The sequence below is a fragment of the Enterobacter soli ATCC BAA-2102 genome (genome assembly GCF_001654845.1).
Taxonomy (GTDB): Bacteria; Pseudomonadota; Gammaproteobacteria; order Enterobacterales; family Enterobacteriaceae; genus Enterobacter; species Enterobacter soli.
In genome coordinates, this window is record NZ_LXES01000002.1 from 39,609 (window position 1) to 51,600 (window position 11,992).

10 protein-coding genes are annotated in these 11,992 nt (G+C 54.9%); 8 read left to right on the forward strand and 2 right to left on the reverse strand.

The features are described 5' to 3' along the window. Window positions 1-469: 469 nt before the first annotated feature. The 8 genes from proV to leuA all read left to right on the forward strand — a co-directional run bounded on the left by proV (window position 470) and on the right by leuA (window position 10,573). Window positions 470-1,672, forward strand: a complete 1,203-nt coding sequence (gene proV / locus M987_RS00430) for a glycine betaine/L-proline ABC transporter ATP-binding protein ProV (RefSeq protein ID WP_014071475.1) — start codon at window positions 470-472, stop codon at window positions 1,670-1,672. Then, complete coding sequence (gene proW, locus M987_RS00435) at window positions 1,665-2,729, forward strand: glycine betaine/L-proline ABC transporter permease ProW (protein ID WP_014071476.1); 1,065 nt, start codon at window positions 1,665-1,667, stop codon at window positions 2,727-2,729. Before proV ends, proW begins: the two co-directional genes overlap by 8 nt. Window positions 2,730-2,738: 9 nt before the next feature. Further along, complete coding sequence (gene proX / locus M987_RS00440) at window positions 2,739-3,734, forward strand: glycine betaine/L-proline ABC transporter substrate-binding protein ProX (protein ID WP_014071477.1); 996 nt, start codon at window positions 2,739-2,741, stop codon at window positions 3,732-3,734. 140 nt (window positions 3,735-3,874) lie between these two features. Further along, entirely contained in the window at window positions 3,875-5,059 is a 1,185-nt protein-coding gene (locus tag M987_RS00445; RefSeq protein ID WP_014071478.1) for an MFS transporter, read from the forward strand. Between the two features lie 327 nt (window positions 5,060-5,386). Beyond that, window positions 5,387-5,917, forward strand: coding sequence for a transcriptional repressor MprA (gene mprA / locus M987_RS00450; protein ID WP_014071479.1), 531 nt, complete (start codon window positions 5,387-5,389; stop codon window positions 5,915-5,917). Window positions 5,918-6,045: 128 nt separating this feature from the next. After that, the gene (emrA, locus tag M987_RS00455; RefSeq protein WP_014071480.1) at window positions 6,046-7,218 is read left to right on the forward strand and encodes a multidrug efflux MFS transporter periplasmic adaptor subunit EmrA; all 1,173 of its coding nucleotides are present in this window, start codon (window positions 6,046-6,048) and stop codon (window positions 7,216-7,218) included. 15 nt (window positions 7,219-7,233) lie between these two features. Continuing rightward, entirely contained in the window at window positions 7,234-8,781 is a 1,548-nt protein-coding gene (gene emrB / locus M987_RS00460) for a multidrug efflux MFS transporter permease subunit EmrB (protein ID WP_014071481.1), read from the forward strand. Window positions 8,782-8,923: 142 nt separating this feature from the next. Next, complete coding sequence (gene leuA / locus M987_RS00465; RefSeq protein ID WP_014071482.1) at window positions 8,924-10,573, forward strand: 2-isopropylmalate synthase; 1,650 nt, start codon at window positions 8,924-8,926, stop codon at window positions 10,571-10,573. On the opposite strand, the gene M987_RS00470 is transcribed toward leuA, so the two are convergent. Then, the gene (locus tag M987_RS00470; RefSeq protein ID WP_014071483.1) at window positions 10,570-11,334 is read right to left on the reverse strand and encodes an AraC family transcriptional regulator; all 765 of its coding nucleotides are present in this window, start codon (window positions 11,332-11,334) and stop codon (window positions 10,570-10,572) included. The two genes, leuA and M987_RS00470, sit on opposite strands and share 4 nt — an antisense overlap. Before the next feature lie 54 nt (window positions 11,335-11,388). After that, the gene (gene luxS, locus M987_RS00475) at window positions 11,389-11,904 is read right to left on the reverse strand and encodes an S-ribosylhomocysteine lyase (protein ID WP_014071484.1); all 516 of its coding nucleotides are present in this window, start codon (window positions 11,902-11,904) and stop codon (window positions 11,389-11,391) included. Window positions 11,905-11,992 lie beyond the last annotated feature (88 nt).

Sequence of the window (11,992 nt, forward strand, 5' to 3'; positions counted from 1 at the left end):
GAGGGTTGGGGTGAGGGGGAACATACGGCTGTGGTGGTCATTCCGTTCACTTTATGTTCCTTGCTACTCTGTCGCCACAATACCCGTGTACGTGCCAGGGTAGCTCACCGCCGCTACCCTGGCGACCCGGGCTTCCGGCAAGAAAATAACGATCATTAATTAAATATAAATCCCATAATTCTCCCCGCAATATTTCCCTGACATCTATACTGTAATTCCACCGTCATATTCGTCTGAATCATTGCGATTCAGACGAAATTTCCCGACCGCGCGACAAAAATCTCAGAAAAATTCAACACCCGCTCAGCCCTTTACTCATGGGAAATTCAGCGATTTGGTCTTCGGCAAAATTCGTGCCATAAGCGGACTGAGGGTTGTCTCAGATTCTGAGTATGTTAGGGTATTGTCAGGTAATTATTCCAACTGGAAACCATATCGACACAATAAATAACGGGAAATACTCTATTGCATGGCAATTAAATTAGAAGTTAAAAATCTCTATAAAGTATTTGGCGAGCATCCACAGCGTGCGTTCAAATATATTGAAAAAGGACTTTCAAAAGAGCAAATTCTGGAAAAAACAGGGCTATCGCTTGGCGTTAAAGACGCCAGTCTGGCCATTGAAGAAGGCGAGATTTTCGTCATCATGGGGTTATCTGGTTCGGGTAAATCCACTATGGTTCGCCTTCTCAATCGCCTGATTGAACCCACCCGTGGGCAGGTACTGATTGATGGTGAAGATATTGCCAAAATATCAGATGCTGAGCTCCGCGAGGTGCGCAGAAAAAAGATTGCGATGGTGTTTCAGTCATTCGCCTTAATGCCACATATGACGGTGTTAGATAATACCGCATTCGGCATGGAATTAGCGGGAATTCCAGCCCAGGAACGGCAGGAAAAAGCGCTGGATGCATTACGCCAGGTTGGGCTGGAAAATTATGCTCATGGCTATCCTGATGAACTATCGGGCGGGATGCGACAACGCGTTGGATTAGCCCGCGCATTAGCGATAAATCCCGATATATTATTAATGGATGAAGCCTTCTCGGCACTCGATCCATTAATTCGTACCGAGATGCAGGATGAACTGGTAAAACTGCAAGCTAAACACCAGCGTACGATCGTATTTATTTCCCACGATCTTGATGAAGCGATGCGTATTGGCGACCGTATTGCCATTATGCAAAACGGCGAAGTGGTGCAGGTGGGAACACCGGATGAAATCCTGAATAATCCGGCCAACGACTATGTGCGCACCTTCTTCCGTGGCGTGGACATCAGCCAGGTATTTAGCGCAAAAGATATTGCCCGCAGATCGCCAAACGGCATTATTCGCAAAACGCCAGGTTTCGGCCCGCGTTCGGCGCTGAAGGTCTTACAGGATGAAGACCGTGAATTTGGCTATGTCATTGAACGTGGCAATAAATTTGTCGGCATTGTCTCCATCGACTCCCTGAAAAAAGCGCTTGGCGAAAATCAGGGACTTGATGCGGCGCTTATCTCGTCTCCGCTTGCGGTCGACGCCGAAACGCCGCTCAGCGAGTTGCTCTCCCATGTCGGTCAGGCGCCCTGCGCCGTGCCGGTTATAGGGGAAGAACAACAGTATGTCGGCATCATCTCCAAAGGGATGTTGCTTCAGGCTTTAGATCGCGAGGGGGCAAACAATGGCTGATCAATCTAATCCGTGGGGAACCACAGAAGCCGCAGACAGCGCAGCACAATCTGCCGATGCCTGGGGCTCATCAACGCCTGCGCCAACAACTGGCGGCTCGGCAGACTGGCTCAACAGTGCGCCTGCACCTGCGCCAGAACACTTTAATATTATGGACCCGTTCCACAAAACGCTGATCCCGCTGGATAGCTGGGTCACGGAAGGGATTGACTGGGTGGTGACTCACTTCCGCCCGGTGTTCCAGGGGATCCGTGTCCCTGTGGATTACATCCTGAATGGTTTCCAGCAGTTGCTGTTGGGGATGCCGGCACCTGTCGCCATCGTGATATTTGCCCTGATTGCCTGGCAGTTTGGTAGCGCAGGCATGGGGATCGCCACGCTGGTCTCCCTGATTGCCATCGGCGCGATTGGCGCATGGTCACAGGCCATGATCACCCTGGCACTGGTACTTACTGCCCTGCTGTTCTGCGTGGTGATTGGGTTACCGCTGGGGATCTGGCTGGCGCGCAGCCCGCGGGCAGCGAAGGTCATCCGCCCGCTGCTGGATGCGATGCAAACCACCCCGGCGTTTGTCTACCTGGTGCCTATCGTGATGCTGTTCGGGATCGGGAATGTGCCGGGCGTGGTGGTCACCATTATTTTTGCCCTGCCGCCGATTGTTCGTCTGACGATACTTGGGATCAACCAGGTGCCAGCCGATCTTATTGAGGCTTCACGCTCGTTCGGTGCCAGCCCGCGCCAGATGCTGTTTAAAGTTCAGCTCCCACTGGCGATGCCAACCATTATGGCAGGCGTTAACCAGACGCTGATGCTGGCCCTCTCCATGGTGGTTATCGCCTCGATGATCGCCGTTGGCGGTCTTGGCCAGATGGTGCTGCGCGGCATTGGCCGCCTCGATATGGGGCTTGCCACCGTAGGCGGCGTGGGCATTGTGATCCTCGCTATTATTCTTGACCGCCTGACGCAGGCTGTCGGTCGCGATTCACGCAGTCGCGGCAACCGTCGCTGGTATACCACCGGCCCTGTCGGGTTAATCACCCGCCCATTCGTAAAATAAGGAACAACGATGCGACATAGCGTACTTTTTGCCACAGCGTTTGCCACCCTTGTCTCCACCAGCACATTTGCGGCTGACCTGCCTGGCAAAGGCATTACCGTGCAACCGGTTCAGAGCACCATTTCTGAAGAGACCTTCCAGACCCTGATTGTCAGCCGCGCGCTGGAAAAACTGGGTTATACGGTCAAGACGCCAAGTGAAGTGGATTACAACGTGGGCTACACCTCTATTGCCTCCGGTGACGCCACCTTTACCGCCGTAAACTGGCAGCCACTGCACGACGATATGTATGCGGCAGCGGGCGGCGATAAGAAATTCTACCGTGAAGGCACCTTCGTGACCGGCGCAGCACAGGGTTATCTGATCGACAAAAAAACCGCTGACCAGTACCACATCACCAACATTGAGCAGCTTAAAGACCCGAAAATCGCCAAACTGTTCGATACCAACGGTGATGGCAAAGCCGACATGATGGGCTGTTCACCGGGCTGGGGTTGCGAAGCGGTCATTAACCACCAGAACAAAGCGTTCGACCTGGCTAAAACCGTTGACGTGAGCCACGGTAACTACTCCGCGATGATGGCTGACACCATTGCTCGCTTTAAAGAAGGCAAACCGGTTATCTATTATACCTGGACGCCTTACTGGGTCAGCGACGTGCTGAAGCCGGGTAAAGACGTGGTGTGGTTGCAGGTTCCGTTCTCTTCCCTGCCGGGTGAGCAGAAAGACATCGACACCAAACTGCCAAACGGCATGAACTATGGCTTCCCGGTGAACACCATGCATATTGTGGCTAACAAAGCCTGGGCTGAGAAAAACCCGGCGGCCGCGAAGCTGTTCTCGGTGATGAAACTGCCGCTGGCGGACATTAACGCGCAGAACGCCATGATGCATGAAGGTAAATCCTCTGAAGCAGACATCAACGGCCACGTTGACGGCTGGATAAAAGCCCACCAGCAGCAGTTTGATGGCTGGGTGAAAGAAGCACTGGACGCGCAGAAGTAAAAACGATCCCCTCACCCCTCTCCCAAAAGGGTGAGGGGTTAACCGCACAAACCCACACATAACAATCCCCCAACATTCACAATCATTGGTTATCATGGTTTCTGGAAAAATAATCACTTAACTTACGATCCCAGAATCTGATGACAAAAAATCCACAAGGGCTTAGCCCGGCACTGATCCTGTTAATGTCCGTGGCGACCGGTCTTGCCGTCGCCAGCAACTACTACGCGCAGCCTCTGCTCGACACCATCGCCCGCGCTTTCAGCCTGTCTGCCAGCTCCGCAGGTTTTATTGTGACAGCGGCTCAGCTCGGCTATGCCGCGGGCCTGTTGTTCCTGGTGCCACTGGGCGATATGTTTGAGCGCCGGATGCTGATTGTCTCCATGACGTTACTCGCCGCAGGCGGGATGCTGATCACCGCCAGCAGCCAGTCGTTAACCATGATGATTGTCGGCACTGCCCTAACCGGGCTGTTCTCCGTTGTGGCGCAGATCCTGGTGCCGCTGGCCGCAACGCTCGCCTCGCCGGAAAAACGCGGCAAAGTGGTGGGCACCATTATGAGCGGCCTGCTGCTCGGGATTTTGCTGGCGCGTACCGTGGCCGGGCTACTGGCAAGCCTCGGCGGCTGGCGTACTGTCTACTGGGTGGCCAGTGTGCTGATGGTTATCATGGCGCTCGCGCTGTGGCGTGGACTGCCGAAAGTGAAGCAGGAAAACCACCTGAATTACCCGCAACTGCTGGGCTCCGTGTTCACGCTTTTCACACAAGATAAACTGCTACGAACCCGCGCACTTCTTGGTTGTTTCACCTTTGCCAACTTTAGCATTCTGTGGACGTCGATGGCCTTCCTGCTGGCCTCGCCGCCCTTTAACTATTCTGAAGGCGTGATTGGCCTGTTTGGTCTGGCGGGCGCAGCCGGTGCGCTGGGTGCGCGTCCGGCTGGCGGCATGGCGGATAAAGGTAAATCTCACCTGACGACAACTTCCGGGCTGATTTTACTGCTGCTCTCCTGGGTGGCTATCTGGTTTGGGCATTCCTCCGTGCTGGCGTTGATCGTCGGTATTCTGGTGCTCGACCTCACCGTGCAGGGCGTGCATATCACCAACCAGACCGTGATTTATCGCGTCAAGCCGGAGGCACGTAACCGCCTGACCGCAGGTTACATGACCAGCTATTTCATCGGCGGCGCGGCAGGTTCATTAATTTCAGCGTCGGCATGGCAACACGCTGGCTGGGCGGGTGTTTGCAGCATCGGGGCAATTGTTGCGGCACTCAATCTGCTGGTGTGGTGGCGCGGATTCCATCGCCAGGAGGCGATTTCTTAAGCTTTACATTGCATTGGGACGTCTTAGGGTGTTAAGGCGTCCCTATGTCTGTTAAGGTTAGCGTAATCATTTATCCCAGAAATTTTAATGTGGCTGACATATTAACAAGCAGCATGAATAGCTCATACCTGTTGGCTTATCCCGGTCCTCACATCCCGTCTTCCAGGGGCTCACGCCCACTCTTTTTTGTGCTCACCGGGTCATGGATTTACCCGGCGCTTTCTGATGGTGACATACGTTTGGCGGATATAACCGCACAAATAATTCATTTACATTATTTGTCACTATCGTTACTATATCGGCTGTAATTAATGAGGTTATGCCCAAATGGATAGTTCGTTTACGCCCATTGAACAAATGCTTAAATTCCGCGCCAGTCGTCATGAGGAGTTTCCGTATCAGGAAATTCTGCTGACCCGCCTGTGTATGCACATGCAGGGGAAACTGCTGGATAACCGTAATAAGATGCTGAAAGCTCAGGGGATTAACGAGACGTTATTTATGGCGTTGATTACGCTGGAGTCTCAGGAAAACCACAGCATTCAGCCGTCTGAGCTGAGCTGCGCGCTGGGTTCGTCCCGTACTAATGCCACCCGTATCGCTGATGAACTGGAAAAACGCGGCTGGATTGAGCGCCGTGAAAGCGACAACGACCGCCGTTGCCTGCATCTGCAACTGACCGACAAAGGTCACGAATTCCTGCGCGAGGTGCTGCCACCTCAGCACAACTGTCTGCATCAACTCTGGTCTGCCCTCAGCACTGCCGAGCGCGATCAGCTTGAGCACATCACTCGCAAACTGCTCACCCGTCTGGATCAGATGGATGAAGACGGTGCCATCCTTGAGGCGCTGCGCTAACGCGACGACACGCTCGAACATCCAGATTTAAAAAAGAAAACTGACAGGCCAGCACGTAACACTGCTGGCCTTTCTGACAACAGGTCGGCTCAGCCGATGTGAAAATAAGAAGATCGTGGAGAACAACAATGAGCGCAAATGCGGAGAACACAACCCCGCAGCAACCGGCCAACAAGAAAGGTAAACGTAAGAGCGCCCTTCTTCTGCTGACCTTGCTCTTTATCATTATTGCTGTGGCATATGGGATCTATTGGTTTTTAGTATTGCGTCATGCTGAAGAAACAGACGATGCATACGTGGCAGGAAACCAGGTACAAATTATGGCGCAGGTGTCGGGCAGCGTGACGAAAGTCTGGGCTGACAATACCGACTTTGTGCAACAAGGGGATGTGCTGGTCACACTTGACCCGACTGATGCCCAACAGGCATTTGAAAAAGCACAGACAGAGCTGGCATCCAGCGTCCGTCAAACCCGCCAGTTGATGATCAACAGTAAGCAACTTCAGGCCAGCATCGATGTGCAGAAAACCGCACTGGCGCAGGCACAAAGCGACCTGAATCGTCGTGTTCCTCTCGGTACTGCCAACCTGATTGGCCGTGAAGAGCTGCAACACGCGCGTGATGCCGTTGCCAGCGCCCAGGCACAGCTGGATGTTGCTATTCAGCAGTACAACGCCAACCAGGCGATGGTTCTGGGGACTAACCTGGAAAATCAGCCTGCGGTAAAACAAGCTGCAACCGAAGTGCGTAACGCCTGGCTTGCGCTGGAACGTACCAAGATTGTCAGCCCGATGACCGGCTACGTCTCCCGTCGTTCCGTACAGCCTGGCGCGCAGATTAGCCCAACCACTCCGCTGATGGCGGTAGTACCGGCTAACAATCTGTGGGTAGATGCTAACTTCAAAGAGACGCAGCTTGCGCATATGCGTATCGGCCAGACGGCGACCGTCGTCAGCGACATCTACGGTGACGACGTGAAGTACACCGGTAAAGTGGTCGGTCTTGATATGGGTACAGGTAGCGCGTTCTCCCTGCTGCCTGCGCAGAACGCCACCGGCAACTGGATCAAAGTGGTTCAGCGCTTGCCTGTACGTATCGAGCTGGATCCAAAGCAGCTGGCAGATCACCCGTTGCGTATCGGCCTGTCTACGCTGGTCACGGTTGATACCGCGAACCGCGAAGGTCAGATCCTGGCAAGCCAGGTGCGAAGCAGTCCGGCTTATGAAAGTAACGCCCGTGAAATTAGCCTCGATCCGGTCAACAAGCTGATCGATGACATCGTGAAAGCAAACGCCGGTTAATCCGAGGTGAGCGTTATGCAACGGCAACAACCGCAAAAACCGCTGGAAGGCGCGCAACTGGTCATTATGACCATTGCGCTGTCACTGGCGACATTCATGCAGGTGCTGGACTCCACCATCGCGAACGTGGCAATTCCAACAATTGCCGGGAACCTGGGCTCGTCACTGAGCCAGGGGACGTGGGTGATTACCTCATTCGGGGTGGCAAACGCCATCTCGATCCCCATTACCGGCTGGCTGGCGAAGCGCGTTGGTGAGGTGAAGTTGTTCCTCTGGTCGACAGTCGCCTTTGTTCTCGCGTCCTGGGCGTGCGGCATGTCCACCAGCCTGACGATGCTGATTTTCTTCCGCGTTATTCAGGGGATTGTGGCCGGGCCGTTAATTCCGCTGTCACAGAGTTTACTGCTGAATAACTACCCGCCCGCTAAACGCTCTATCGCGCTGGCACTGTGGTCGATGACGGTGATCGTCGCGCCGATTTGCGGCCCTATCCTGGGTGGCTATATCAGCGATAACTATCACTGGGGCTGGATCTTCTTTATCAACGTACCGATTGGCGCCATCGTGGTTATGATGACGTTACAGTCGCTGCGTGGCAGAGAAACGCGAACCGAGCAGCGGCGAATTGATGCCGTGGGGCTGGCTTTGCTGATCCTCGGTATCGGTAGCCTTCAGGTTATGCTCGACCAGGGTAAAGAGCTGGACTGGTTCAACTCGCAGGAGATCATCATCCTGACGATTGTCGCGGTGGTGTCGCTAAGCTTCCTGATTGTCTGGGAGTTGACCGACGATAACCCGATAGTCGACCTGTCGCTGTTTAAGTCGCGAAACTTCACCATAGGCTGTCTGTGTATTAGCCTTGCCTACATGCTCTACTTCGGCGCCATTGTTCTGCTGCCACAGCTGTTGCAGGAGGTATATGGCTACACCGCAACCTGGGCGGGTCTGGCCTCTGCGCCGGTAGGGTTGATTCCGGTCCTGCTGTCGCCGATTATCGGCCGTTTCGCCCACAAGCTCGACATGCGCAGGCTGGTGACGTTCAGCTTTATCATGTACGCCGTGTGCTTCTACTGGCGCGCGTATACGTTCGAACCGGGAATGGACTTTGGCGCCTCTGCGTGGCCGCAGTTTATTCAGGGCTTTGCGGTGGCGTGCTTCTTTATGCCACTGACCACCATCACGCTTTCCGGCTTACCACCTGAGCGCATGGCGGCGGCATCAAGCCTGTCGAACTTTACCCGTACGCTGGCAGGCTCCATCGGGACATCGATCACCACGACGCTGTGGACTAACCGTGAATCAATGCACCACGCACAGCTAACGGAAGCGGTGAACCCGTTCAACCCAAACGCTCAGCAGATGTATACCCAGCTGCAGGGTATGGGGATGACGGAGCAACAGGCTTCCGGCTGGATAGCCCAGCAGATAACCAACCAGGGCCTGATCATCTCAGCGAACGAGATTTTCTGGATATCAGCCGGGATCTTCCTCGTCCTGCTGGGGCTGGTATGGTTTGCCAAACCACCGTTTGGTGCCGGTAGCGGCGGCGGTGGGGCGCACTAGTCCTGTGCGCGGGTTGCCCGGTAAGCACAGCGCCACCGGGCAACTTCTACGGTTGTCCAAAACGCGACAGCGATTGTCCGTTCCGATAAAGCAGCGCTCCTGAAATCGATTCACGATAGTGAAAAGACAACAGGAGCGCATCATGCTGAACACACCCGCCGACAAATACCAGCCTTACCCTGCGATTTCCCTTCCCGACCGTCGCTGGCCGGAGCAACGCATCACCCATGCCCCACGCTGGCTTTCCACCGATTTACGTGATGGTAATCAGGCGCTTGCCGAGCCAATGGACAGCGCGCGAAAGCTGCAATTCTGGGATCTGCTGCTGAGCTGCGGATTTAAAGAGATTGAAGTGGCCTTCCCGTCAGCCTCGCTGACCGACTTTAACTTTGTCCGCCAGCTGATTGACGAAAACCGCATCCCGGATGACGTCACCATTCAGGTATTAACCCAGGCGCGGGAAGATTTAATCCTTCGCACCTTCGAGTCACTAAAAGGCGCGCGTCAGGCAACGGTGCATCTCTATAACGCCACCGCCCCGCTGTTCCGCCGCCTGGTGTTTAGCATGGAAAAAGCGCAAATCGTTGAGCTGGCAACACGCTCCACGCGGCTTATCCGTAAGCTGTGTGAAGATAACCCTGAAACCCGCTGGCAGTATGAATACTCCCCGGAAACTTTCTGCTTTACCGAGCCGGAGTTTGCGCTGGAGATTTGTGAAGCCGTGGCGGAGATCTGGCAGCCGTGCGCCGAACGCCCGATGGTTATCAACTTACCGGCCACCGTCGAAGTCAGTACCCCGAACGTGTATGCCGACCAGATTGAGTATTTCTGCCGTCACTTTAGCCGACGCGGTGATGTCTGTATCAGCGTTCACCCGCATAACGATCGCGGTACCGGTGTCGCCAGTGCGGAGCTGGCGGTCATGGCAGGTGCCGACCGCGTGGAAGGGTGCCTGTTTGGCAATGGCGAGCGCACGGGAAATGTCTGCCTGGTCACGCTGGCAATGAATCTCTACAGCCAGGGGATAAGCCCAAATCTGGACTTCAGCGACATGAATCGCGTGGTCGAAGTGGTGGAGAGCTGTAACCAACTGCCTGTACATCCGCGGCATCCGTGGGCGGGGCGTCTGGCCTACACTGCGTTTTCCGGCTCACATCAGGATGCCATCAAGAAAGGGTTTGATGCCCGTAAACCTGACGAGCGCTGGGAGATGCCCTACCTGCCTGTCGATCCGCAGGACATCGGCTGTACGTATGAGGCGGTTATCCGCGTGAACAGCCAGTCGGGTAAAAGCGGCAGCGCATGGCTTATCGAACAGAATCACGGCCTGAAACTGCCCCGCGCGTTACAGCAGGATTTTAGCCAGCACGTTCAGCAAGAAACCGACAACCACGGCAAAGAGATGACGCAGAACGCGCTGTGGCAGCTTTTCCGCAGCCGTTACGGGCTGGTTGCAACCCCACGCTTCGCGCTGCAAACCTATCGCAGTGAAAGTCAGCAGGATGGGCAGTTACGCTTAACCGCCACGGTGGCTACCGGCGGTGGGACACGTCAGTTGGAGGGACAAGGTAACGGGCAGTTATCGGCAGCCGCCAATGGGCTCAGCCGCTGGCTCAACACCCCGTTTGTGATTAAGGATTACCACGAGCATTCGCTGGGCGAACGCAGCGATAGCCGCTCGGTGGCGTATATCCGCTGCCTGTTCCAGGACGGAAGCAGCCGCTGGGGCGTGGGAATAGACAGTGACGTGGCGCGCGCATCCCTTCAGGCGCTGTTCAATGCCGTGGGTTAGTCGTTCCTGAAATAATCGCTGGGTGATATTCCCATCACCCGGCGAAACATCGCCGTAAACGCGCTGTGGCTGCCGTATCCCAGGTCCAGCGCAACGCGCAACACCGGCTGACCTTGTGCCAGACGTAGTAACGCCTCCATGAGACGCGCCCTTCTCACCCATTCGCTATAGCTTAACCCGGTCTGCTGCTGGAAATGGCGATTCAGGGTACGCTCACTCATCCCCAGGATGCTCGCAGCCTGAGTGCTGTTCCAGCTTTCTCCCGGCGTTTGCCGGATTTTCTGGCACAGGTTGCGTAAAGCCTCACTTTCCGGCTCCGGCAGGTGAAACGGCAGCACCGGCATAATGCGGATTTCATCCAGGATCAACTCATACACCCGTTCATCCCGGCTGCCAGGCGCGTAAGATTCGGGAAGCGTAAGGGAGGTGAGGATCAGTTCGCGTAACAACGCAGAGATCTGCACGATCTGACACGACGCAGGGAGATCGGCTCGCGCCAACGGATCGATAAACAGCGTTCGCGCCGCGACATTGCCGGTAATGCGAATCGCGTGCGGTGTGCCGGCCGGTAGCCAGACGCCACGCCCGGGAGGGACAACCCAACAACCTGAAGCGGTATCTACCCTCACCACGCCGCTCAGGCTGTGCAACAGCTGGGCGCAGTCGTGCTGATGCCACGGCTCGCTGGCACCATGAACATAGTCATGCGCAAAAGGAACAAGTGGGCGATGGGTAAATGAGAAGGTTGTGGCTGTGGTCATGGAGTCAAACACCCCTCACCCTACCCTCTCCCTCAGGGAGAGGGAAAAGGCGCACTAAATGTGCAGCTCCTGCAATTTATCTTTCGGCAGGGCCAGCTCTTCATTGCTGTTTACGCGAACGTCACGTTCGATAATATGACGCGCGATCTCCTGTGCTTCTTCCAGAGAGTGCATCTGGTAAGTACCGCACTGATACACGTTCAGCTCAGGGATCTGGTTCTGCTCTTTAACTTTCAGCACGTCCTGCATTGCCGCTTTCCACGCATCTGCGACGCGGGTTTCTTCCGGCACACCAATCAGGCTCATGTAGAAACCGGTACGGCAGCCCATTGGAGAGATGTCGATAATCTCAACACCGTTGCCATTCAGGTGATCACGCATAAAACCAGCGAACAGGTGCTCCAGAGTGTGAATACCTTTTTCTGGCATCACTTCTTTGTTTGGCACGCAGAAGCGCAGATCGAATACGGTGATCGTGTCGCCGTGCGGGGTATGCATGGTCTTCGCCACACGTACAGCAGGTGCTTCCATACGGGTATGGTCGACAGTAAAGCTATCTAATAACGGCATACGTCACCTCCGATAGTGATTTTTTTTAAAATAAACTGAACTCTTCTACAGAATGCGCGTCTGAGTATATGAAAGACGCGCATTTGTT

Excerpts from the sequence above, each read along its gene's own strand:
- proV (WP_014071475.1), top strand. The coding sequence starts at position 470 with ATGGCAATTAAATTAGAAGTTAAAAATCTCTATAAAGTATTTGGCGAG.
- proW (WP_014071476.1), top strand. The coding sequence starts at position 1,665 with ATGGCTGATCAATCTAATCCGTGGGGAACCACAGAAGCCGCAGACAGC.
- proX (WP_014071477.1), top strand. The coding sequence starts at position 2,739 with ATGCGACATAGCGTACTTTTTGCCACAGCGTTTGCCACCCTTGTCTCC.
- M987_RS00445 (WP_014071478.1), top strand. The coding sequence starts at position 3,875 with ATGACAAAAAATCCACAAGGGCTTAGCCCGGCACTGATCCTGTTAATG.
- mprA (WP_014071479.1), top strand. The coding sequence starts at position 5,387 with ATGGATAGTTCGTTTACGCCCATTGAACAAATGCTTAAATTCCGCGCC.
- emrA (WP_014071480.1), top strand. The coding sequence starts at position 6,046 with ATGAGCGCAAATGCGGAGAACACAACCCCGCAGCAACCGGCCAACAAG.
- emrB (WP_014071481.1), top strand. The coding sequence starts at position 7,234 with ATGCAACGGCAACAACCGCAAAAACCGCTGGAAGGCGCGCAACTGGTC.
- leuA (WP_014071482.1), top strand. The coding sequence starts at position 8,924 with ATGCTGAACACACCCGCCGACAAATACCAGCCTTACCCTGCGATTTCC.
- M987_RS00470 (WP_014071483.1), bottom strand. The coding sequence starts at position 11,334 with ATGACCACAGCCACAACCTTCTCATTTACCCATCGCCCACTTGTTCCT.
- luxS (WP_014071484.1), bottom strand. The coding sequence starts at position 11,904 with ATGCCGTTATTAGATAGCTTTACTGTCGACCATACCCGTATGGAAGCA.